The sequence below is a fragment of the Sphingomonas donggukensis genome (assembly GCF_023674425.1).
GTDB lineage: Bacteria > Pseudomonadota > Alphaproteobacteria > Sphingomonadales > Sphingomonadaceae > Sphingomonas > Sphingomonas donggukensis.
Map to the genome: position 1 here is coordinate 1,321,360 of NZ_CP098401.1, position 22,564 is coordinate 1,343,923.

General features: G+C 68.3%; 23 protein-coding genes. 11 read left to right on the top strand and 12 right to left on the bottom strand.

All coding sequences use genetic code 11. The features are described 5' to 3' along the window. The first annotated feature begins 110 nt into the window (after positions 1 to 110). From M9980_RS06480 to M9980_RS06500, 5 genes are all read left to right on the top strand, one after another. A complete protein-coding gene (locus M9980_RS06480) occupies positions 111 to 938 on the top strand; it encodes an alpha/beta fold hydrolase (protein WP_250754565.1) in 828 nt (275 codons plus the stop codon). Between the two features lie 50 nt (positions 939 to 988). Further along, positions 989 to 2,269 carry an MFS transporter gene (locus tag M9980_RS06485; RefSeq protein ID WP_250754567.1) on the top strand — a complete coding sequence of 427 codons (1,281 nt, stop codon included), beginning with the start codon at positions 989 to 991 and terminating at the stop codon, positions 2,267 to 2,269. Beyond that, positions 2,266 to 3,186, top strand: coding sequence for a cysteine synthase A (gene cysK / locus M9980_RS06490; RefSeq protein ID WP_250754568.1), 921 nt, complete (start codon positions 2,266 to 2,268; stop codon positions 3,184 to 3,186). The genes M9980_RS06485 and cysK overlap by 4 nt, the downstream gene beginning before the upstream one ends. Before the next feature lie 97 nt (positions 3,187 to 3,283). Then, entirely contained in the window at positions 3,284 to 3,559 is a 276-nt protein-coding gene (locus tag M9980_RS06495; RefSeq protein WP_250754570.1) for a hypothetical protein, read from the top strand. A 110-nt stretch (positions 3,560 to 3,669) separates the two neighbouring features. Continuing rightward, positions 3,670 to 5,046, top strand: a complete 1,377-nt coding sequence (locus M9980_RS06500; RefSeq protein ID WP_250754572.1) for a cell wall hydrolase — start codon at positions 3,670 to 3,672, stop codon at positions 5,044 to 5,046. A 6-nt stretch (positions 5,047 to 5,052) separates the two neighbouring features. Here the strand turns inward: M9980_RS06500 and M9980_RS06505 are convergent, their stop codons facing one another. The 5 genes from M9980_RS06505 to M9980_RS06525 all read right to left on the bottom strand — a co-directional run bounded on the left by M9980_RS06505 (position 5,053) and on the right by M9980_RS06525 (position 8,766). After that, positions 5,053 to 6,855 carry an acyl-CoA dehydrogenase C-terminal domain-containing protein gene (locus tag M9980_RS06505; RefSeq protein ID WP_250754574.1) on the bottom strand — a complete coding sequence of 601 codons (1,803 nt, stop codon included), beginning with the start codon at positions 6,853 to 6,855 and terminating at the stop codon, positions 5,053 to 5,055. Between the two features lie 10 nt (positions 6,856 to 6,865). Continuing rightward, positions 6,866 to 7,294: a MerR family transcriptional regulator gene (locus M9980_RS06510; protein ID WP_250754575.1), complete on the bottom strand. Its 429-nt coding sequence runs from the start codon at positions 7,292 to 7,294 to the stop codon at positions 6,866 to 6,868. A 191-nt stretch (positions 7,295 to 7,485) separates the two neighbouring features. Next, a complete protein-coding gene (locus tag M9980_RS06515; protein ID WP_250754577.1) occupies positions 7,486 to 7,986 on the bottom strand; it encodes a hypothetical protein in 501 nt (166 codons plus the stop codon). Further along, positions 7,983 to 8,345: a phosphoribosyl-AMP cyclohydrolase gene (gene hisI / locus M9980_RS06520; RefSeq protein ID WP_250754579.1), complete on the bottom strand. Its 363-nt coding sequence runs from the start codon at positions 8,343 to 8,345 to the stop codon at positions 7,983 to 7,985. Before hisI ends, M9980_RS06515 begins: the two co-directional genes overlap by 4 nt. Before the next feature lie 49 nt (positions 8,346 to 8,394). Beyond that, entirely contained in the window at positions 8,395 to 8,766 is a 372-nt protein-coding gene (locus M9980_RS06525; protein ID WP_250754581.1) for a hypothetical protein, read from the bottom strand. Positions 8,767 to 8,918: 152 nt separating this feature from the next. Between M9980_RS06525 and M9980_RS06530 the strand changes: the two genes are divergently transcribed. Beyond that, a complete protein-coding gene (locus M9980_RS06530) occupies positions 8,919 to 9,308 on the top strand; it encodes a hypothetical protein (protein WP_250754582.1) in 390 nt (129 codons plus the stop codon). A gap of 76 nt (positions 9,309 to 9,384) precedes the next feature. Here M9980_RS06530 and M9980_RS06535 read toward each other — a convergent pair whose 3' ends face one another. Then, on the bottom strand, positions 9,385 to 9,633 hold the full coding sequence (locus tag M9980_RS06535) for a DUF7218 family protein (RefSeq protein WP_250754584.1): 249 nt from the start codon (positions 9,631 to 9,633) through the stop codon (positions 9,385 to 9,387). Between the two features lie 123 nt (positions 9,634 to 9,756). Between M9980_RS06535 and purF the strand changes: the two genes are divergently transcribed. Together purF and M9980_RS06545 are read left to right on the top strand one after the other, a co-directional pair. Next, positions 9,757 to 11,214, top strand: a complete 1,458-nt coding sequence (purF, locus tag M9980_RS06540) for an amidophosphoribosyltransferase (RefSeq protein ID WP_250754586.1) — start codon at positions 9,757 to 9,759, stop codon at positions 11,212 to 11,214. Positions 11,215 to 11,237: 23 nt separating this feature from the next. Then, a complete protein-coding gene (locus tag M9980_RS06545) occupies positions 11,238 to 11,948 on the top strand; it encodes an SDR family NAD(P)-dependent oxidoreductase (RefSeq protein ID WP_250754588.1) in 711 nt (236 codons plus the stop codon). Here M9980_RS06545 and M9980_RS06550 read toward each other — a convergent pair. From M9980_RS06550 to M9980_RS06575, 6 genes are all read right to left on the bottom strand, one after another. Continuing rightward, positions 11,945 to 13,105 (bottom strand): serine hydrolase domain-containing protein, encoded by a 1,161-nt coding sequence (locus M9980_RS06550; RefSeq protein WP_250754590.1) that lies wholly within the window; start codon positions 13,103 to 13,105, stop codon positions 11,945 to 11,947. The two genes, M9980_RS06545 and M9980_RS06550, sit on opposite strands and share 4 nt — an antisense overlap. After that, positions 13,102 to 14,349 carry an SAM-dependent methyltransferase gene (locus tag M9980_RS06555; protein WP_250754592.1) on the bottom strand — a complete coding sequence of 416 codons (1,248 nt, stop codon included), beginning with the start codon at positions 14,347 to 14,349 and terminating at the stop codon, positions 13,102 to 13,104. Before M9980_RS06555 ends, M9980_RS06550 begins: the two co-directional genes overlap by 4 nt. Positions 14,350 to 14,458: 109 nt before the next feature. Beyond that, a complete protein-coding gene (locus tag M9980_RS06560) occupies positions 14,459 to 15,811 on the bottom strand; it encodes a cryptochrome/photolyase family protein (RefSeq protein WP_250754594.1) in 1,353 nt (450 codons plus the stop codon). A 178-nt stretch (positions 15,812 to 15,989) separates the two neighbouring features. Further along, positions 15,990 to 17,018: a 2-oxoacid:ferredoxin oxidoreductase subunit beta gene (locus tag M9980_RS06565; RefSeq protein ID WP_250754595.1), complete on the bottom strand. Its 1,029-nt coding sequence runs from the start codon at positions 17,016 to 17,018 to the stop codon at positions 15,990 to 15,992. A gap of 39 nt (positions 17,019 to 17,057) precedes the next feature. Then, positions 17,058 to 19,004 carry a 2-oxoacid:acceptor oxidoreductase subunit alpha gene (locus M9980_RS06570; protein WP_250754597.1) on the bottom strand — a complete coding sequence of 649 codons (1,947 nt, stop codon included), beginning with the start codon at positions 19,002 to 19,004 and terminating at the stop codon, positions 17,058 to 17,060. Positions 19,005 to 19,082: 78 nt separating this feature from the next. Then, on the bottom strand, positions 19,083 to 19,994 hold the full coding sequence (locus M9980_RS06575; protein ID WP_250754599.1) for a histone deacetylase family protein: 912 nt from the start codon (positions 19,992 to 19,994) through the stop codon (positions 19,083 to 19,085). A gap of 50 nt (positions 19,995 to 20,044) precedes the next feature. Between M9980_RS06575 and M9980_RS06580 the strand changes: the two genes are divergently transcribed. From M9980_RS06580 to M9980_RS06590, 3 genes are read left to right on the top strand one after another with little or no spacing between them, the layout of a single operon-like run. After that, positions 20,045 to 21,016 carry an alpha/beta hydrolase gene (locus M9980_RS06580; protein WP_250754601.1) on the top strand — a complete coding sequence of 324 codons (972 nt, stop codon included), beginning with the start codon at positions 20,045 to 20,047 and terminating at the stop codon, positions 21,014 to 21,016. Further along, positions 21,013 to 21,513 carry an RNA pyrophosphohydrolase gene (locus M9980_RS06585; protein ID WP_250754603.1) on the top strand — a complete coding sequence of 167 codons (501 nt, stop codon included), beginning with the start codon at positions 21,013 to 21,015 and terminating at the stop codon, positions 21,511 to 21,513. The genes M9980_RS06580 and M9980_RS06585 overlap by 4 nt, the downstream gene beginning before the upstream one ends. A 23-nt stretch (positions 21,514 to 21,536) precedes the next feature. Then, positions 21,537 to 22,487, top strand: coding sequence for a DUF481 domain-containing protein (locus M9980_RS06590; RefSeq protein ID WP_250754605.1), 951 nt, complete (start codon positions 21,537 to 21,539; stop codon positions 22,485 to 22,487). Positions 22,488 to 22,564 lie beyond the last annotated feature (77 nt).

Genomic DNA, 22,564 nt, shown 5'->3' on the forward strand with positions numbered 1-22,564 from the left:
CGTTGGCGGCAACCTGCCAGCCCGCGCGCGATACCGCCAGCGTACGCAGGCGCTCGGAACGACGGGGGAGGCTGCTCGTTCGACCCTTCCCCGGCTTCGGAGAGTTTCCCATGACCTACATCAAGACGCGCGACGGCACCGATCTCTATGTCAAGGATTGGGGCACCGGTCGTCCCGTGATCCTGATCCATGGCTGGCCGCTCGGTGCCGACATGTGGGACGCGCAGGCGATGGCGATCGCCGACGCCGGCCTGCGCGCCATCGCGTACGACCGTCGCGGCTTTCATCGCTCGGCCCAGCCGTGGACGGGTTACGATTACGACACGCTGTCCGACGATCTCGCCGACGTCATGGCGGCGACCGGCGCGACCGAGGACGTGACGCTGGTCGGCTTCTCGATGGGTGGCGGCGAAGTCGCCCGCTACATGTCGCGCCACGGCGGCAAGGGCGTTGCCGCAGCCGCGCTCGTCTCGTCGGTCGTGCCCTATATGCTGAAGACTCCGGACAACCCCGACGGCGTGCCGCAGGAGACGTTCGACGGCATCGCCGACGGCATCAAGAAGGACCGCGCGCACTTCTTCCACAAGACGTTCTTCCCGCAGTTTTTCGGGGCCGGCTGGGTGAGCAGCCCGGTGAGCGAGGAAGTGCTCGACCTGACGACCGCGACCGCGCTCGCCGCCGGTCTGAAGCCGACGCTCGCCTGTGCCGAGGCGTTCGCCACCACCGACTTCCGGCCCGACCTGCCGCATTTCAAGGTGCCGACGCTCATCATCCACGGCACCGCCGACAAGACCGTACCGATCGATGCGACCGGTCGGGCTGCGGCCAAGGGCATCGCCGGGGCGCAGCTGGTCGAATATGACGGCGAGCCGCACGGCCTGAACGTCACCGCCAGCGACCGGCTGACCCGCGACCTGCTCACCTTCCTCGGTCGATAGAGAAGCTGTCGTTGCCTAGCAGCGACACGGCATTCTAAGGGGCGTCGCACATGTCCGCGACGCCCCACCCCCTCACCATCCCCTATTTCCGCGCCTATTGGGTGTCGCGGCTGTCGGGTACGATCGCGGCGACGGCGCTCGCCATCATCATCGGGTGGCAGGTGTACGACCTCGCCCGCCAGACGATGGACATTCGCGAGGCGGCATTCCTGCTCGGCATGATCGGCCTGGCGCAGTTCGTGCCCTTGTTCTTGCTGACCCCCGTCGTCGGGCTGGTCGCCGACAGCGTCGACCGTCGCTGGATCGTCCGCGGCACGACGACATTGATGATCGTCACCGTCTCGATTCTCGGCGTGCTGACGTGGCTGGGCGATCTCAATCTGCCAGTTCTGTTCGGCGCTGCCGTCGTCATCGGCATCGCCCGCGCTTTTTCAGGCCCGGCCTATTCCGCGCTCGCGCCCAATCTCGTGCCGCGCGAGAGCCTGCCGACCGCCATCGCGGTCAGCTCGATCGCATGGCAGGTGGGGTCGATCGCAGGGCCCAGCGTCGGCGGGCTGCTCTACGCGATCCATCCCGACGTCGCCTACGCCGCGATCGTCGCTATGCTGCTCGTCGCGCTCACCGGCATCTTCCTGATCGGCCATGTGCCCCAGCCGCCGGTCCAGGCCGACCACCGCCCGCTCGCCCGCATTCGCGAGGGGTTCGCCTATGTCCGCCACAACCGCCTCGTCTTGGCGACGATCACGCTCGACCTGTTCGTCGTCCTGCTCGCCGGCGCCACCGCGCTGTTGCCGATCTACGCCCGCGACATCCTCCACGTCGGCGCCCGTGGCCTCGGCTTCCTGGCCGCCGGGATGGGCATTGGCGCGTCGACCACCGCGATCTGGTTCTCGTTCCGCCCGATGCAGTCTGACGTCGGCGTCAAGATGCTTGCGGCGGTGCTGGTATTCGCGGTCGCCATCCTGACCTTCGGCCTGTCGACCTCGTTCTGGCTCAGCCTCGCCGCGCTGATTGTGGCGGGCGGGGCCGACATGGTGTCGGTCTATGTCCGCCAGTCGCTGATCCAGCTCCATACGCCCGACGCGATGCGCGGCCGGGTGAGTGCGGTGTCGCAGATGACGATCTCCGCCTCGAATGAATTGGGGGAGGCGGAATCCGGCCTGCTCGCCTCGCTGCTCGGCCCGGTCGGCGCGGTCGTGTTCGGCGGGGTCGGCGCGATCGTCGTCACCCTGTTGTGGTCGCGGCTTTTCCCCGAGCTCAGGCTTGCAAAGACGTTCGACCCGCCCGAAATCCTGACCGTAAAGCCCCAGCACGGAGTAGTTTCGCCATGAAAGCCAATTCGATCCTAGAGACGATCGGCAACACGCCCCACGTCCGCGTGTCGAAGCTGTTCCCGGACGCGGAAGTCTGGATCAAGTCCGAGCGGTCGAACCCCGGCGGGTCGATCAAAGATCGCATCGCGCTTGCCATGATCGAGGCGGCGGAAGCGTCGGGCGACCTGAAGCCCGGCGGCACCATCGTCGAGCCGACCAGCGGCAACACCGGCGTCGGCCTGGCGATGGTCGCCGCGGTCAAGGGCTACAAGCTGATCCTCGTGATGCCGGAAAGCATGTCGATCGAGCGCCGCCGCCTGATGCTCGCCTACGGCGCCAGCTTCGACCTGACCCCGCGCGAAAAGGGCATGAAGGGCGCGATCGAACGCGCGCTGGAGATCGTCGCCGCGACGCCGGGCGCATGGATGCCGCAGCAGTTCGAAAACCCTGCGAACATCGACGTCCATGTCCGCACGACGGCGCAGGAAATCCTCGCCGATTTCCGCGACACGCCGTTCGACGTCATCATTACGGGGGTCGGCACCGGCGGCCACATCACCGGCGTGGCCGAGGCACTGAAGAAGGAATGGCCCGCGCTCAAGGTCTTCGCGGTCGAGCCCGAATTGTCGCCGGTCATCGCCGGAGGACAGCCCGGCCCGCACCCGATCCAGGGCATTGGCGCCGGCTTCATCCCGCGCAACCTGCACACCCAGGCGATCGACGGCGCGATCTCCGTCGACGCCGCCGCCGCCAAGGACATGGCCCGCCGCTCGGCTGCTGAGGAAGGGATGCTGGTCGGCATCTCGTCCGGCGCGACGCTGGCCGCGATCAAGCAGAAGCTCGCCGATCTGCCCGCGGGCGTCCGCGTGCTCGGCTTCAACTACGACACCGGCGAACGCTATCTCTCGGTGCCGGAGTTCCTGCCCGAGGCGTGATGCCCGCCCCCCCTTGCAACGCCGCGCCGACTCGATAGGCTCGGCGACCGGGGACAGGTCCGGGGGGACGATGCGATACGCGGCGATCTGTGCGGGGGTGATGCTTGCGCTCGTGCTGCTGTGGCCGATCGCGTTCGCGCGTCGCCCCGCGCCCGTCGTACCGACCGCGCACGCCGTCACGCTTGCCATCCCGGCGCCCGTCCCGGTGACGATCCGCCCGCGCAGCACGGCGGGAAGCGGCGGCGGAGCGGCCTGTTTCGCGCGCTATCAGGCGAGTTTCGACGCATGCTCGGGCGATGAGCGCGACGCCTGCCGCCTGATCGCACTCGACCGCTGGGATCGGTGTGCGGCATCGGACGCCCCCGCGCGGTGACGCGCCTGCGATTTCGCTTTGCCGCCGGCTTGGGCTATGGCGCGCCGGTCCGTGACCCAGTGGAGAGTTTCGCGATCGCCGCCTGACCGGCGGATGCCCGCGCCCATCCCATGCCAGCCATCACCGCCACTCTGCCGCGCCGGCCCGTGCCGGGCGCGATCTACGCGATCCTCGCATTGCTCGGCCTGGCCGCGCTGCTCTTGCCCGCGCTTGTGGTGCGCCACGGGCCGAAGGTCACCGCCATCGCCGCCCGCGTCGCCCAGCCGCAGCGCGTGGTACCGCGCGCCGAGTTGCCGACGGTCGAGCCGATCGCGTTCCAGGCGCTGGCCCCGACCGACGCCCGCGCCTTCAATGCCAGCGTCCCCTTCTCGACCGCCCCCAACCCCGCCGCGCGTCCGTTCCGCATCTTCGGCAGCGCGGAGGATCAGGCGCGCGCGGTCGACTGCCTGGCCGCCGCGGTCCTTTACGAAGCCGGCGACGATGCCTCGGGCGAGAAGGCGGTGGCGCAGGTCGTGCTCAACCGCGTCCGCCACCCCGCCTTCCCCGGCACCGTGTGCGGCGTGGTGTTCCAAGGGTCGGAGCGGCGCACCGGCTGCCAGTTCACCTTCACCTGCGACGGCGCGATCATGCGCGCGGTCATTCCCGCGGCGTGGGAGCGTGCGCGCACTATCGCCCGCAACGCGCTGACCGGCACGGTCGACGCGCGCGTCGGTCAGGCGACGCATTATCATACCGACTGGGTGGTGCCGTACTGGAGCTCCAGCCTCGACAAGATCGTCGAGATCCACACCCATCTGTTCTTCCGCTGGACCGGCTGGTGGGGCACGCCGCCCGCCTTTTCCGGGCGCTATCCCGGGATCGAGCCCGCCATCGCGCAACTCGCGCGCTTGTCGCCCGCCCACCAGGCCGCGGCGGTCGAGGCGGGCCTCGCCACCGCCGCCATCGACCCGGCCCTGCTCACCACCGCCACCGCCGCCGCGGCGGGCGTGGCGCAGGACACGAACACCTTCCTCGTCACGCTTGACGGAAAGCTCACGCCAGACGCTTTCCCCACGCTCGCCACCCGGGCCTGCGGCGACCGGCCCTATTGCAAATTCATGGCGTGGAGCAGCAAGGCCGCGACCCCCGCCGCGCTGCCGGTAACCCCAGTGCAACAGCGCGCGATGACCTTCAGCTACCTGCGCGACCGCGCGTTCGGCTTCGAAAAGGCGCTGTGGAACTGCGCCGAGCACAAGCGGGCCGAGCCGCGCGAGTGCATGAAGGCGCAGATGTCGATCACGATGGCCGCGCCGCCGCCGACCAACTTCACCTACGACGCCACGCCGGGCTCGGCGATCAAGGCCATCGCCGGCGCCGCCGCCAGCGCGCCCGATCCGCTGGCGGGTGTGAGGCGCAAGGGCGATCCCGCCCCCGCTCCCGCCGCCGCGCCGCCGGTGCGTGCCACCGTCCCGGTCCCCGCCGCGACACCCACGGCAAAGGCGCCGTAGCCCGGCTCAGGCCGCGGCGAACATCTCGGGCGGCAGCGCCATGATCGCATCCGCCCCGCCCTCGATCTTGCGGCGCAGCGCGCCCGCGTCGGGCAGGATGCGCTCGGCAAAGAAGCGCGCGGTTACCAGCTTCGCCTCCAGGAACGCCGCATCGCCCTCGCCCGCGGCCAGACCTTTCCGCGCCGCCTCGGCCATGCGCAGCCACATCATGCCGACCGACACCAGCCCCATCAGGTTCATGTAGCTGTAGGCGCCGGCCCCGACGTTGTTCGGGTTCTGCATGCCGTTCGCCATGAACCACATCGTCGCGGCCTGAAGCTCGCCCAGCGCCTTCTCCAGCGCCGTCGCGAGCCCCGCGACGCGCTCGTCGCCCTTGGCGCTCGCGCATTCTTCGGCGACGATGCGGAAGAACGCCTGCGCCGCGCGGCCCCCGTTCGATGCCAGCTTGCGCCCGACCAGATCCATCGCCTGCACGCCGTTGGTGCCTTCGTAGATCATCGCGATCCGGGCATCACGGACATACTGCTCCATGCCCCATTCGGCGATGTAGCCGTGGCCGCCATACACTTGCTGCGCGTTCGTCGCGATCTCATAGCCCTTGTCGGTGCCGACGCCCTTGATGACAGGGGTAAGCAGCCCGAGCAGGTCACCGGCCAGTTGACGCTCCTCCTCGGTCGCGGCGGCATGCTCAAGGTCGTTCTGAAGCGCGCCCCACAGGCATAGCGCGCGCAAGCCTTCGGTCCAGGCCTTGGCCTCCATCAGCATCCGCCGCACGTCGGGGTGGACGAATAGCGTATCGGCCTTCTCGCCCGGCTCGGCCGCACCCGTCAGCGCGCGGCCCTGGCGGCGGTCGTTCGCGTAGATCACGGCGTTCTGGTACGCCGTCTCGCCCACGCCCAGCCCCTGCAGGCCGACGCCGAGCCGCGCCGCGTTCATCATGATGAACATCGCGGCCAGCCCCTTCATCTCCTCGCCGACCAGCCAGCCCGTCGCACCGTCATAGTTCAGCAGGCACGTCGAATTGCCGTGGATGCCCATCTTGTGCTCGATCGATCCGCAGACGACGCCGTTGCGCTCCCCCAGCGACCCGTCGTCGTTCACCAGGAATTTCGGCACCACGAACAGCGAGATACCCTTCGAGCTGTCGGGCGCGCCCGGCGTCTTGGCGAGCACCAGATGGATGATGTTGTCGGTCAGGTCGTGCTCGCCCGCCGAAATGAAGATCTTGGTGCCGGTGATCGCATAGCTGCCGTCGGCCTGCGGCTCGGCCTTGGTGCGGATGAGGCCGAGGTCGGTGCCGCACTGCGGCTCGGTCAGGTTCATGGTGCCGCCCCATTCGCCCGACACCATCTTCGGCAGATACTTCGCCTGCTGCTCCGGCGACCCCTTCACCACCAGCGCGGCGATCGCGCCGTGCGACAGGCCGGGGTACATCGCGAACGCCATGTTGGCGGAGATCATATATTCCTGGAACGCGGTCGAGACGACGTGCGGCATCCCCTGCCCACCGAACGCTTCCGGCGCCGACAGCGTGCCCCAGCCGCTCTCGACGAACTTGGCATACGCCTCCTTGAAGCCCTCCGGGGTCGTCACCGACCCGTCGTCGGCGCGCGTGCAGCCCTGCTGATCGCCGACCTGGTTGAGCGGAAACAGCACTTCCGCCACGAAGCGCCCGCCTTCTTCGAGCACCGCGTCGACCACGTCGGGCGTCGCGTTGGCGAAGCCGGGCAGGTTGGCGTGTGCCTGCAACCCGATCACCGCATCGAGGATGAAGCGGGTATCGCGGATCGGCGGGGTATAGCTTGGCATGGATCGGTCCTCAGAGGGGGGTGTGGTCGTCGCTGTCGATCAGCGTCACGAAGTCCTGGAGCTCGGCGATGGCGGCATCGATGTCGTGCTTCTGCCGCTCGAGCAGGGCGATGCGGTCGCGGCACCGCGCCAGCGTCACCTTGCGCTGCACCTGCCGCCCGTCGCCGATGTCGTACAGGTCGATCATCTCGCGGATTTCGGCGAGCGAGAAGCCGACGCGCTTGCCGCGCAGGATCCACGCCAGCCGCGCGCGGTCACGGTGTGAATAGATGCGCTGCAATCCCCGCCGCTCGGGCGCGATCAGCCCCTCGTCCTCGTAGAAGCGCAGCGCACGCGCGGTGACGCCGAACTCCGCCGACAGGTCGGAAATCGCAAAGGCATCGCGGTCCGTCCGCGCGGCGATCGGGGCGAGGGCGATGGCGTGGGCTGTGGCCGACATGGTGCGGCGAAATACCTGCCCTTTACGTGAACGTCAATTAGGAAGCAGGGGTGATCTGCCGGATCGCCCCTCTCATTCTCCACCCCGGCGCAGGCCGGGGCCCAGTTGGGAGACGCTTATGATAACGCATGCCGATCCCAACGCACGGCTCGCACCTAGACCCCGGCCTTCGCCGGGGAACAGCAGCCACCCTACTCCACCGCGCAGGGCAGCTCATTCCCCGCCGTGCGCATCGCCCGCGCCTCGGCCTCCGATTCGCTCAGCCGGTCCACTTCCAGCGCCTCGAACGACGCGCGCCGCCCGCACAGCTGCGCGCACGCCTCGGGCACGCTCGCCGGGAACACGATCCGCGCCCCGTCGAACCGCGCATAGAACGCGCACCCCTCGCCCAGCGTCACCCGCAGCGTATCGCCCGATCGCGACACGCTGCCCGCCCCGCTGCACGCGACTCCCTGTCCGTAATCGACATGCGCGCCGATGCGGTAGCCAAGGCCCCGTCGCACCACGCACACCCGGTCGGTATCGCGCGCATACAGGCCGACGATGTCGCGGTCGGCGGGATCGGCGACCAGCCCGCGCGCGATCGCCGCTGTCTCCAGGTCGGGCGCGACCAGCACGGCGGCGATCGGCCCCTGCCGCGGGCAACTCGCGAGCAGCACCAGCGCGGCGATCGCCAGCCCGCGCCGGATCATTCGGCCCGCACCAGCCCGTCGCCCTTGATCCGGCGATAGAAACAGCTGCGCGCCCCGGTATGACACGCCGGCCCCGCCGCCTCGACCCGCAACCACACCGCGTCCTGATCGCAATCGACCCGCATCTCGACGACGCGCAGGGTGTTGCCCGACGTCTCGCCCTTCTTCCACAGCGCACCGCGCGACCGCGACCAGAACACCGCCTCGCCCTCCGCGATCGTCCGCGCCAGCGCCTCTGCATTCATGTGCGCGATCATCAGCACCTCGCCGGTCGTCGCATCGGTCGCGACCGCTGTCACCAGCCCGGCAGCATCATATTTCGGGTTGAGGACAAGGCCGGTTTCGCGAAGGTCGGTCATGTCGCGAGCTTAGCCGCGAACGGCGGCGTCGCCCAGCCTCCGCGACCGGTCACGCCTGCGGCATCGCCCGCGCCGCGCGGCGAAAGCACGCCGCCGCCGCCAGCCAGAGCGTCGCGAAGACGCCGCATCCCAGCAGGAACATGCGCGACGCTCCCGGAATCGCGGCGATCGATGGTGCGGTGGCGATGGCGATGCCCAGCAGCACCTGCATCACCGCGACGCCGACCATCGTCCGCGCCAGCCCGTCGGCACGGAACCATGAGGCAAAGGCGCCGACGACCGCGGCCATGATCGTCAGGAAGAAACCGATGCCGTTGCCGTCGTCGCGGACGATCGTCGTCCACACGATCAGGAACGACGTCAGCGCGGCGATGCCTACGCCCCATCGATAGAAGCCCGAACTGCCCATCGCTTTCGTCATCGACCGCCTCCCGCCTGATCCCAGCCCGTCATGGCACGGGATCGCGCATGCAGCATGCCGGGAATGTGAGGATTTTGTGGAGAAGCCGGCGTCCGCTTCGGGAACGGAAAACCGCTGTCCTACACGTCACTCATGCGCGCATAGGCTGATCGATGGACGATTCGGTTGCCGCTGACGACGAACTTCTCGGCTTCGTACCCGTGCCGACGACCGCGCGCCGCGATGGCTGGACGCCGGATCGCCAGCGTCTCTTCATTGCGATCCTCGCGGAGCATGGCTGCGTGTCGGCGGCGGCCCGGGCCGCCGGCATGACGCCGCAGAGCGCGCGCCGCTTGCGCAACAGGCCGGATGCCTCGGCCTTTGTCCGTTCGTGGACGATCGCACGCCAGATGGGGCGGGACCGCGCCTATGACGAAGCGGTGCGGCGCGGGCGGGGCGTAACTGTTCCCGTCACCTACGCAGGCCGCGTGATCGGGCACCGCACCCGACTCGACAACCGGCTGCTGTTCGCCGCCTGCTACGGCAGCTTTCTCGACCGATGACGCTGGGCACACCGCGGGCGAAAGTTCCGATATGGGGTCGATCCACGGAACTTTCGGGCAACTTCGACCGGGCGGCTCACCCTTTGCGAATCGCCTTCACCAGTTCGTCCTTCGACATGTCTGACCGGCCCTCGATGCCGATTTCCCTGGCTTCGTCGTCCAGCTGGTCGCGCGTACGATCCTCAAGCTTCGTGCTGTCATGGCTCAGCGTCCCCGCCGCCTTCGCATTGGCGATCCGCGCTGCCTTCTCCTTCGAATTGCCCTGCTTCAACAGTTCCTCGTACAGCGCATCGTCCTTGATCGACGGCCCGTGATCCTTCGCCATCACCTGTCTCCTTCCCCGCGAAAACGCGCCCGGGCGATGACGGATGCATGACAAGCAGGCGACAAAGCCGATCGGCCACCCTATATGCGCCCCCGGACCCGCTGCTCGATCCGCGAAGGCCCCATGCTGACAACGCACCCGTTCGATGACGACAAGCTGCGCGAGGAGTGCGGCATCTTTGGCGTTTCCGGAGCCGAGGGCGCCGCCGCGCTCGTGGCGCTGGGCCTCCACGCCCTCCAGCACCGCGGGCAGGAGGCGGCTGGCATCACCAGCTTCGACGGTCATGACTTCCACACCCATCGCGCGATGGGACATGTCGCCGGCAACTTCGACCGCGACGAGATCATCCGCGCGCTAACCGGCACCGTGGCGTGCGGACACGTCCGCTATTCGACCACCGGCGAGACGGCGCTCCGCAACGTCCAGCCGCTCTATGCCGAGCTGCAATCGGGCGGATTCGCGGTCGCCCACAACGGCAACATCTCGAACGCGATGCGCCTGCGCCGCGATCTCGTGCGGTCGGGTTCGATCTTCCAGTCGACCAGCGACACCGAAACGATCATCCACCTCGTCGCGACGTCCAGCTACCGCACTCTCATCGACCGCTTCATCGACGCGCTGAAGCAGCTCGAGGGCGCCTATTCGCTGATCTGCATGACGCGCGAGGGCATGATCGCGTGTCGCGATCCGTTGGGCGTGCGGCCACTCGTGATGGGCAAGCTCGGCGATTCGATTATCTTCGCCTCCGAAACCGTCGCGCTCGACGTCGTCGGTGCCGAATTCCTCCGCGAAGTCGCCCCCGGCGAGTTGGTCATCGTCAAGGGCACCGAGGTCACCTCCCACCGCCCCTTCGCCCCGATCGCGCCGCGGCCCTGCATCTTCGAATACGTCTATTTCTCGCGTCCCGATTCGATCGCCGACGGCCAGTCGGTCTATACGGTCCGAAAGGCGATCGGCGCGCAGCTGGCGATCGAATCGCCGGTCGATGCCGATCTCATCATCCCGGTTCCCGATTCGGGCGTCCCCGCCGCGCTCGGCTATTCGCAGGAGTCGGGCCAGCCGTTCGAGCTCGGCATCATCCGCTCGCACTACGTCGGGCGCACCTTCATCCAGCCCGGCGACAAGGTCCGGCATCTCGGCGTCAAGCTGAAGCACAATGCCAATCGCGCGCTGATCGCGGGCAAGCGTGTCGTGCTGGTCGATGATTCGATCGTCCGCGGCACCACCAGCCTGAAGATCGTGCAGATGATGCGGGAAGCCGGCGCGGCGGAGGTCCACATGCGCATCGCCAGCCCGCCGACGCGCCACAGCTGTTTCTACGGCGTCAACACGCCCGAACGCTCGAAACTGCTGGCGGCGACCCACGACCTCGAAGAAATGCGCGCTTATATCCAGGCCGACAGCCTCGCCTTCGTGTCAATCGACGGCCTCTACAAGGCGTTGGGTCAGGCCGAGCGGCCTGCAGTGCGGCCCGGCTATTGCGACGCCTGCTTCACCGGCGACTATCCCACCACGCTGACCGATCAGGACGAGCGCGCGCCGCTCGACCAGTTCGCGCTCCTCGAAGAACGTGTCGGCTGACGCCGCTAACCCACGGAAATCACATGACTGACACCCCCCTCGCGGGCAAGACCGCGCTCGTCACCGGCGCCAGCCGCGGCATCGGTGCCGCCACCGCCCTCGCGCTCGGCGCGGCGGGCGCGCACGTCGTCCTCACCGCCCGTACCACCGGCGGGCTCGAAGAGGTCGAGGATGCGATCCACGCCGCCGGCGGCAGCGCGACGATCGCCCCGCTCGACCTGTCCGAAAGCGACGGCATCCCCCGCTTGGCTGCGGCGGTCACGGAACGCTGGCAGGCGCTCGACATCCTTGTCCTCAACGCCGCGATGCTCGGCTCGCTCTGCCCCGTCACCGCCTTCGACCCCAAGGAATTGTCGAAGGTCATGACCCTGAATGTCAGCGCGCAGGCCGCGCTGATCGGCTCGTTCGACGCCCTGCTCCGCGCATCGAGCGCAGGCCGCGTCATAGGCCTCACCTCCAGTGTCGGCGCAACGCCGCGCGCCTACTGGGGCATGTACGGCGCGTCGAAGGCGGCGTTCGAAAATCTGCTCCAGAGTTATGCCGCGGAAGTCGGTCGCATGAGCCGCGTTCGCGTCGCGATCATCGATCCGGGGGCCACCCGCACGAAGATGCGCGCGCGGGCCTATCCCGGCGAAGACCCCGCCAGCGTCAAACCGCCCGAGCGCGTCGCGGATCGCATCCTCTCGCTCCTGGCCGAAGACTTCGAAACCGGTGTGAAGATCCGCGTCGCTTAGTCGGCAGCGGCGATCAACTTTGCCTGGAACGCAGCCCGCGCCGCCGACAGATCCCGCCCGGTCGCTTGCGGCCAGGCGCCGACCATGACGATTACGATCCGCTTCGCCGGATCGACGAGGATGCTCTGCCCGAAGATGCCCTGCGCGCCGAACCGCGCGTCGGGGTAGGTCCACCATTGATAGCCGTAGCCGTAGCCGGGCCGCCCCACCGACGCCTTGGCCGCCGTCGCCTGGCCGAACCAGCCGGCGGGCACGATGCCCTTGCCGCCGTCCAGCGCAAGTTGGCCCATGCGGGCGTAGTCGCGCAGCGATACTGACAGGCAGCATCCACCGACTTCCTGTCCGGACGGATCGGTCATCCAGAACGCATCGCGCTCCATGCCGTAGGCGCGCCAGACCTTTTCGGTCAGATAGGTCGCAAGCGGCTTGCGCGTCGCCTTGGATACCAGCACGCCGATCAGGTTCGTCTCGCCGGTCTTGTATACCCATTTCGCGCCGGGCGCGGTGTCACGCGGTAGCGTCCGCGTATAGGCGACGGTCGGGTCGATTCCCGCCGGAACCGGCTTGGCGTACATCCGGGCGACGTCGGAGTTCGGGTCGGTATAATCCTCGTTCCAGCGCACCCCCGACGTCATGGTGAGCAATTGCGCAATGCTGACGCCGTCGTAGGCGCTGCCCGCCAGTTCGGGGATGTAGCGCGTCACCGGTTCGTCGACCGATGCGATGAAGCCATCCCGGATCGCCGCGCCGACCAGGGTCGAGGTGAACGACTTGGCGACCGAGAAGCTCGTCCAGCGGCCCTCCGCCGTCAGGCCGCGGGCGTAGCGCTCCAGACGAATCTTGCCGTCCTGAAGCACGATCAGCCCGGCAACATTTTGGGCCGCGATGAACGCGTCGACCTCTGCGGCCGGCAGCGCCAGGGGACGGCCCGGGAGCAGCGGGTGCACGCGGCGACCGGCCTTCACGACATGGCCGGGAAACAGCGCCTCCATGTGCGGGAAATTGGCGTCGCGCTGGGCCTGCGACCAGAACAGCACTTCCGCGCCGATCTGCCGCAGCTTGGCGGCGTTGCCCGCCTCGACCCGGACCGGACCAGCCGCCGGAGCGGTCGCGCACCCGGCGAGCGCCAATGCGCCCACCATCACCCAAGCCTTCATGCCGCGTCCTTCACCAAAGTCACCTGCACGACGTCGATCCCGCCGCCGCGGAACCCGCCCTCGCAATACATCAGATAATAGCGCCACAAATCCATGAAACCACGATCGAAATCCGGCGGCAGGCGTCCTTCCCGCGCGGCCTCATCGAAGCGTTCGCGCCACATGCGCAAGGTTTCGGCATAGTCGAGCCCGAACCCAACCCGATCGCGCCATGCGAGGCCATTTGCCGCGGCAAGCGCGCGGAATTCGCGTTCCGAGACCAGCATGCCGCCCGGAAACACATAAGCCTGGATGAAATCGACGTTGCCCGCATAGGCATCGAAAATCGCGTCGTCGATCGTGATGAGCTGGATCGCGGCGCGCCCGCCCGGCTTCAGCGCCGCGGCGACCGCGTGGAGGTAAGCGGGCCAATATTCCCGGCCCACCGCCTCGACCATTTCGATGCTGGCGACCGCGTCATAGGTGCCGGCAACGTCGCGGTAGTCGGTGATGGTGAAGCGGGCGTTGGTCAGCCCGGCGGCGGCCGCCCGCGCCTCGGCGTAGTCGCGCTGCTCGGTGGACAGGGTGATCCCGTGCACAGAAACGCCGACGCGCGCCGCGATTTCCGCGAACGAGCCCCATCCACACCCGATTTCGAGGACGGTGTCGCCCGGCCCGACCCCGGTGCGCGCCAGCACCGCAGCGAGCTTCGCATCCTGCGCCGCCTCCAGCGTCATGCCGGGCGTCGGAAACATCGCGCTGGAATAGGTCATGCCGGCGTCGAGCCACGGCCGGTAGAAGTCGTTCCCGAGATCATAGTGATAGGCGATGTTCGCGCGGGCGCGGGCGGGCGTGTTGCGGCGCAGCCAATGGCCCAGACGGCGTAGCTGCTTGGTCAGCGCACCCGCCCGCGCGACGCGACCGAGCGGCACACGATTGCGCATGAACAGGTCGAACAGCGGCACCGGATCGGGGCTGGACCAGTCGCCTGCCGCCCATGCCTCATACCATCCAGCCGAGCCGCCGCTCGCTAGCTTCCAGAGCGCGCGCCAGTTGGCGAGGCGGACGATCGCGACCGGGCCGTCGGCGTGTCCGCCGAGCCGGCGGGCGGTGCCGTCGGGCAAGGTCGCCTCAATCGCGCCCGCAGCCAGGCCGCGGTCGATGCGGTCGAGCATCGCGTGCGCGACCGGCGCGAACAGACGCGCGAGCCGCGACGGGCGGATGCGGACGGTGCGGCGCCCGCGGTTGGGCATGTGCGCGGTCATCGAATTTCTCGAAGTTTGCGCGTGCGCAGGTTTAAAACGCGTGTGAAGTTCGGCCCCCGAGTCATGGCCGCCGCATAGCGCGGGCGGGCGGCGTAGGACAGCGGCTGCGTCAGCGTGCGGCGCGCCCCGCTTCCAGCGCGCGTTCGCGGGCCTCACGGTGGCCGATGATCTTGCGCGGATAGTCGCGCGGGCGGCAGCCGTGGGCATCGGGATCGTGGATCAGGTCGTCCGACAGCTTGGCAAGCTCGGGCACCCATTCGCGGATATAGCCGGCGGCATCGAATTTCTCCGACTGGACCAGCGGCGCCATGATCCGGCCCCACATGTTCGAATCGATGCCGGTGCCCGCGACCCACTGCCAGTTGACCGAATTATTGGCGTAATCGGCGTCGACCAGCGTGTCCCAGAACCAGCGCTCGCCGACCCGCCAGTCGACCAGCAGGTGCTTGATGAGGAATGACGCGGCGATCATGCGGACGCGGTTGTGCATCCATCCGGTCGCCCAAAGCTGGCGCATGCCGGCATCGACGATCGGATAGCCGGTGCGCCCCTGACGCCATGCCGCCACGTCCTTCTCCGAGCGGCGCCACGGCAGCGCGTCGAATTTTTCGCGGCCATTGTGGTCGCCATAGTCCGGGCGGTCGAGGATGACGCCCCGCGTGAAATCGCGCCACGCCAGCTCCTTGTGAAAGGTAAGCGCCGCGCGACCGCCGCCGACGAGATGCCAGACGTCGCGCGCCGAAATCTCGCCGAAGTGGAGGTGCGGCGACAGGCGCGAGCTCCCGTCGATCGAGGGCAGGTTGCGATCGACGTCATACGCCGCAACCGCATCACCGAAGTCCTTGGCCTGCTTGCGCGCGGCATCCTCGCCGGGCGTCCAGACGTCGAAGCCGCCCGACCAGTCGGGCTTGGTCGGCAGCAGTTTCCAGTCGGCGAGGGCTTCGCTCTTCGGCCATTTGGCGGGAGCCTGGATCGTGCGCGGCATCGGGAGCGGGTCTTCGGGCGGCATCCGTGTCGCGAGCGCCTTCCAGAAAGACGAATAGACCTTGAACAAGCCGCCAGCGCCGGTCGTCACGTCCTCGATCGGGGCGAGGTGGTTGCCGTCGTGCAGCGTGAGGCGGTCGCCGAGCGCGTCCTCGGCCTTGCGCCACCATGGTTCGTAATGGCGGATGGCGTGGATGGCGGTTGCGCCGCTTTCCTCGCAGAGTTTGCGAAGCTCGGTGACGGCGTCGCCTTTGCGGAGGATCAGGCGTGAGCCCTTGGCGCGGAGCGCGGTGTCGAGCGATTTCAGGCTGTGATGGAGCCACCAGCGTTGGGCGGCGCCGGTGCGCCATTTGCCTGGCGCATCGTCGTCGCGGACATAGATGGGGATGACTGCGCCTTCATGGGCCGCTGCGACGAGCGCGGGCTGGTCGTGGAGGCGGAGGTCCTGGCGGAGCCAGAGGAGCACGGGTGCGGTCATGGCGCGATTACGCGTGGGGTGGCGGGGCGTTCCGCGGGGGTGGGCGCCGCTCGTCCCATCGCCGTTCGTTTCGAGCGCAGTCGAGAAACCGCAGCGGGAGCGCGGTTGGCGGTTTCTCGACTACGCTCGAAACGAACGGATGATGTTTGGCGAGCACGGACGGCGCTAGGTTGGCCCCTCACTCCGTCCGCGGTTCCTTGTCGACCATCCAAGTCTGGCCCTTCGACACCAGTTTCTGCAGGTCGGGCACCTTCCCCGCGGCGGCGGCGCTGTTCTGCTGGACGACGGCGCTTTCGAATGTCGGGGCGGGATCGTTGTAGAGGACGCCCAGCGCCATCGGGAAGGCGCCGAACGGCATTTCGACGAGCAGGTGCGCGATCATGCGGTTGGCCTGGTCGTGGACCAGCACGCCCGAGGTGTCGCCATCGACGACCTCGACCACCTTCAGCGTCAGCCGGTCGCGGTCGAGGACCAGCCCCTTCGTGCCGCCATCGAACACCATCGGCTTGCCGTGCTCGACCCAAAGCTGGTTGGCGGCGGCGTTGGGCTTGGCGGTGAAGGGGGCGAAGACGTCGTCGTTGTAGACGATGCAGTTCTGGAAGATTTCGACTAAGCTCGCGCCCTTGTGGGCGTGGGCGGCCTTCAGCACCGTGGGCAAGTTCTTGTGGACGTCCACCGCGCGCGAGACGAAGCGCGCGCCGCTGCCGAGCGCGAAGGCGCAGGGGCTGGCCGGGCGGTCGACCGATCCGAACGGCGTCGATGGACTGCGCGTGCCGACGCGCGAGGTCGGGGAGTATTGCCCCTTAGTCAGGCCGTAGATCTCGTTGTTGAACAGCAGCACCTGGCAATCGAGGTTGCGGCGCAGCAGGTGCATCGTGTGGTTGCCGCCGATCGACAGCGCGTCGCCATCGCCGGTGATGATCCACACGTCGAGGTTGGGATTGGCGAGCTTAACCCCCGTCGCCACCGCCGGCGCGCGGCCGTGAATAGTGTGGAAGCCATAGGTTTCCATGTAATAGGGAAAACGAGACGAGCAGCCGATGCCGCTGACGAACACGGTATTTTCCGGCCGCACGCCCAGTTCGGGCATGGTCCGCTGCACCGCCTTCAGCACCGCATAATCGCCGCAGCCGGGGCACCAGCGCACTTCCTGGTCGGTTTCCCAGTCCTTGGGCTTGCTGGGGATCACGGGGGTCATGTCGTTCATCGTCTTGCTTCCTGGTTCCCGCGCGTCGGCGGCACGGGATTACGGGTTCACAGCCTCTGCGCTCGGCAGCTGCGTGGCGTCGGCCGGCACTTCCTCGGCCTCCGCGCCACGTCCGAATACCGCGTCGATCGCCTGCTCGATCTCGGCGATGCGGAAGGGCTGACCCGACACCTTGTTGAGAGGTTTCGCGTCCACGAGAAACTGGTCGCGCAGCAGGGTCTTGAGCTGGCCGGTGTTCATTTCTGGCACCAGGATATGCTCGTAACTCTTTAGCAGATCGCCAAGATTCTTCGGCATCGGCCAGATGTGGCGGATGTGGACGTGGGCGACGTCGAGTCCGCGCTTGCGCGCACGGCGCACCGCCTGGTGGATTGGGCCGAAGGTCGAGCCCCAGCCGACGACGACGAGCTTGCCGCCTGCCTCGCCCAGCTCGACCGTCTGGTCGGGCACGGCGATGTTCGCCACCTTGTCGCGGCGGATGTCGGTCATCGCCTGATGGGTGCCGGGGGAATAATCGATGTTGCCGGTGCCGAGCGCCTTCTCGATGCCGCCGATGCGGTGGAGCAGGCCGGGGGTGCCGGGCTTCACCCACGGGCGCTTCAGGTTCGCGTCGCGGGCATAGGGCAGGAACTTCTCGCCCTCTGCCGGCTGCTCGGTGTGGAAGGCGACCGGGAACGGTGCGTAGCCGCTCATGTCCGGCACTTTCCACGGCTCGGCGGCGTTGGCGATATAGCCGTCGGTCAGCAGCATCACCGGAGTCATGTACGCGCACGCGATCCGCACCGCCTCGATCGCCACGTCGAAGCAGTCGGCGGCGGAGCGCGCGGCGAGGACCGGCATCGGCGCATCGCCGTTGCGGCCATAGACCGCCTGGTAGAGGTCGGATTGCTCGGTCTTGGTCGGCAGGCCGGTCGACGGCCCGCCGCGCTGCGAATTGACGATGACCAGCGGCAGCTCGGTCATGATCGCCAGCCCCATCGCCTCGCCCTTCAGGGCGATGCCGGGGCCGGAGGAGGACGTCACACCCAGTTGCCCGGCGTAGCTGGCACCGATCGCCGAGGCGATCGCGGCGATCTCGTCCTCCGCCTGGAAAGTGGTGACGCCATATTCCTTCAGGCGCGACAGATAGTGGAGGATCGCCGAGGCCGGGGTGATCGGATAGCCGCCGAAGAACATCGGTATGCTGGCGAGCTGCGTGCCGGCGACGAGGCCGAGCGCGATCGATTCAGCGCCGGTGACCGTGCGGTACAGGCCCGGTTCGGCAGGCGCGGCGGGGACGTGGCGCTGGGCGATGCCCATGGCGCCGAGTTCCGCAGTCTCGCCGTAGGCATGGCCGGCGTTCAGCGCGGCGATGTTGGCCTCGGCCAGCTCGGGCGCCTTGGCGAACTTGGACTTGAGCCAGTCGATCAGCGGAGCGCGGTCGCGATCGAACATCCAGAGCGCCAGACCGAGCGTCCACATGTTCTTGCAGCGCAGCGCCTCCTTGTTGCCGAGGCCGTAGGGCTTCACGGCATCGAGCGTCAGTTGCGAGATGTTGAGGCGAAGAAGCTGCCACTTGGCGAGAGAATCGCCGTCCAAGGGATTGGAATCATACTTTGCCTTGGCGAGGTTGCGATCGTTGAACTCGCCTTCGTCGGCGATGATGAGACCGCCGGGCTTCAGCGCCTCGACGTTCACCTTTAGCGCGGCGGGGTTCATCGCGATCAGCACGTCGGGGGCGTCGCCCGCGGTTTCGATCGCGGTCGAGCCGAAATTGATCTGGAACGCGCTGACGCCGAACAACGTACCCTGGGGCGCGCGGATTTCGGCGGGGAAATCGGGGAAGGTCGCGAGATCATTGCCGCTGAGCGCGGTCGAGAGCGTGAACTGCCCGCCGGTCAGCTGCATCCCGTCGCCGGAATCGCCGGCGAAACGCACGACGATCGCTTCCGGTTCGGGATGGGCCGACGCCTCCTGCGGGGTCAGCATGTGGGTGGCGGTCGCCATGTAACTATCGTCCTGCGGTCTGTCTGCGTGCGCTCTAGACCCGGCACGCCGCGACCGAAAGGTAGAACGTCGCGGGGTTCATGCAAACGCTTCTTTATCGGCGGCAAATGCGTGGCCGAGCGTCAGGATGGAGGCGACGTGGCGTGTCGCCACCTCCAGCGCGTCGCTGCCATAGCCCCCGCCGAGCGCGCTGGCGAGCGGGAGGGCGCGGGACATCGCCGCCTGCGCGATCCAGCGGTCGCGCGCCACCAGCCCATCGCGGGTGAGCGCGAGGCGGCCGAGGCGGTCGCCCTCCCACGGATCGACGCCAGCCTGGTACAGGATCAGGTCGGGGGTGAAATCGGCGATCAGCGGCGGCAGCGTCGCGTCGAGCATCGCCATATAGCCGTCGTCATCGACCCCGTCGGGCAGTGCCACGTCGATGGTCGAGCGGGCCTTTCGCGCCGGGAAATTCTTCTCGGCGTGGATCGAATAGGTGGAGATGTCATGGCGTCCCGCGGTCAGCGCGGCGGTGCCGTCGCCCTGGTGGACGTCGCAATCGACGATCAGGACGCGCCGCCCCTCCTCCGCCAGCCGCACCGCGGCGATGGCGAGATCGTTGAAGATGCAATAGCCTGCCCCGGTGTCGGCGAGCGCGTGGTGGCTGCCCCCCGCGGTGTTGGCGGCATAGCCGCGCGCGATGGCGAGCTTTGCCGCGAGGTAGGTGCCGCCGGGCACGACGAAGGCGCGGGCGGCGATCGGCGGGGTTACCGCGAAACCGATGCGGCGCTCCTTATGGGGCGGCACACGCGCCTCGGCCACCTCGGCGACATAGGCGGGATCGTGCACCGCCTCGATCCACGCGCGCGGCGCAGGATCGGGCACATGCCAGTCGATCGCGGCACCCTCGGCGCAAAGGAGGTCGCGGACCAGGCCGTTCTTGTTCCACTGGTACGTGCTGCGCGGCGGGGCCGGCGCCACGTAATCGGGATGATGGACGACGGCGATCACGCTGCCTAGGTAGGCGCGAGCCGGCGCCACCGCCAGCATGGAGAGCGTGCATGACCGACCCCTTCGTCCGCCCCGACGTCCGCGGCTTCCTCGATATGGTGGCGGCGATGCCCGGCCCGCGCACGCACGAGATGGAGCCCGCTCAGGCGCGCGCGCAATATGTCGCGATGAAGGGGCTGGTCGACCTTCCCGAGGGCGATCTGGGCGAGGTGCGCGACATCACGATCCCCGGCGCCGCCGGCGACATCCCGGCGCGCCTGTTCGACGCGCGCGCGTCGCGCGAACCGGGCCCGCTGGTCGTCTTCTACCACGGCGGCGGGTTCGTGATCGGCAACATCGACAGCCACGCCAGCTTCTGCGCCGAGGTCGCGCGCACGCTCGATCTGCCGGTCGTCTCGATCGACTATCGCCTGGCGCCCGAGGCGAAATTTCCCGCCGCGCCCGACGACTGCGAGGCGGCGGCGCGGTGGATCGCGGGCAATCCGAAGGAACTGGGGCGGACCGCGACCGGGCTGGTGCTGATGGGCGATAGCGCGGGCGGCAACCTGGTCATCGTCACCGCGATGGCGCTGCGCGACGCGCCGGCTGCGGTGCCGGTGATCGCGCAGGCACCGATCTATCCCGCCACCGACACGTCGAAGCCCTATGCCTCCTACGAACTGTTCAAGGCGGGCTATCTGCTGACCCACGAGAGCATGGTGTGGTTCGACGAAGGCTATGGCGCCGACAAGGATCATCACCGCGCCTCGCCGCTGCTCGCCGACCTGGCGGGCATGCCGCCCGCGGTCGTGATGACCGCCAGCCTGGACCCGATCCGCGACCAAGGCCGGGCCTATGCCGCCGCGCTGGCGCTGGCGGGCGTAGCAGTGGTGTTCCGCGAGGCTGTCGGCAACATCCACGGCTTCATCACCATCCGCAAGGCGATCCCGTCGAGCGCAGGCGACGTCGCCGGCTTCTTGGCGGCGCTGAAACCCGTGATCGTCGAGGCCGAGGCGCAGCGCGTGATGGGACAGGCGGCATGAGCGCCACCGCGACCCTGCCCTACCGCCCCTGTGCCGGGGTCATGATACTGAACCGCGAGGGAAAGGTGTTCGTCGGCCAACGCCTCGATTCGACGCTGGAGGCATGGCAGATGCCGCAGGGCGGGATCGACGACGGCGAGGATGCGCTGCAGGCCGCGATCCGCGAGGTCGGCGAGGAAACCGGCATCCCGCGCGAGATGCTGGCGCTGGTCGCCGAGGCACCGGACGAGCTGTTCTACGACTTGCCCGAAGAATTGGTCGGCAAGCTGTGGAAGGGCAAGTGGCGGGGCCAGCGCCAGCGTTGGTTCCTGTTCGCGTTCGGCGGTGCCGACAGCGACGTGAACATCGACACCGCGCATCCAGAATTCCGCGCGTGGAAATGGGCCGACCCCGCCGACCTGCCGGCGATGATCGTGCCGTTCAAGCGCGCGCTCTACGAAGCCGTGCTCGCCGCCTTCGACGAACCGCTGCAAAGGCGCGACAAAGCGACCGCATGATCGCCACACTCGCCCTATAAGGCATGACGATGCGCCGTGCCCTGATCCCGCTCGCCCCCGTCGCGCTGGCCCCCGCGCTGCTGGCCAATGCGCCGCTGCCCGATCCGGTGGCGGCGACGGCCGCATCGGGCGAGATCCAGTCGATCCCGCCGGCGCTGAAATCGATGCTCGACGCGGCGATGACGTCGGGCAGCGAGGCCGAGGTCGCGACGATCGCCAAATATGCCGCAGGCGCCGCCCCCGACAGCGCCGCCGACATCCAGAAGCTCGCCAACGACTGGAAGGCCGCGCGCCGCGCCGCCGCCGACCGCACGCTACGCGAGGCGGGCTTCCTCGACCTGATGCGCGGGCGGATCGAGGTCGGCGGGTTCATGACCAGCGGCAACACCGACACCACCGGGCTGACCGCGATCGTCGACCTGACGCGCGAGGGTTTCCGCTGGCGGCACAAATTGAAATTGCTGGGCGAATATCAGGAAAGCGCCGGCGTGGTCAGCCGCGAGCATTACCTTGCCGCCTATGAGCCGAATTTCAAAGTGGACGACCGGCTCTACATCTACGGCGCCGCGCAGTATGAGAGCGACCGGTTCCTGGGATACATGGACCGGTATTCGGCATCCGCCGGAGCCGGCTATACCGCATGGCGCACCCCCGACCTGAAGCTCGACGTCGAACTCGGGCCGTCGTTTCGCCGTACCGACTTCACCGAACAGGCGGATACGAGCGAGCTCGGCGCGCGCGGCTCGCTCGATTTTAACTGGCGGGTGTCGCCCGGGATCACGGTGACGCAAGCGGCATCGGCCTACATTCAAAACATCAATTCCACCGTCACCGGGCGCACCGCGGTGCAGGCAAAGCTGTTCGGGCCACTCTCGGCGCAACTGTCCTACGCAGTCAGCTACGAAAGCCGCCCCGCGGTAGGACGCGTGAATACCGACACGACCAGCCGCGCATCGCTGGTTTACGCGTTCTGACCGCGCTATCACGCCCGGCATGACGGGTGGGGATGCACGAGGATTGTCGGACTTTGAACGCGCGGCGGTCGCCCGCG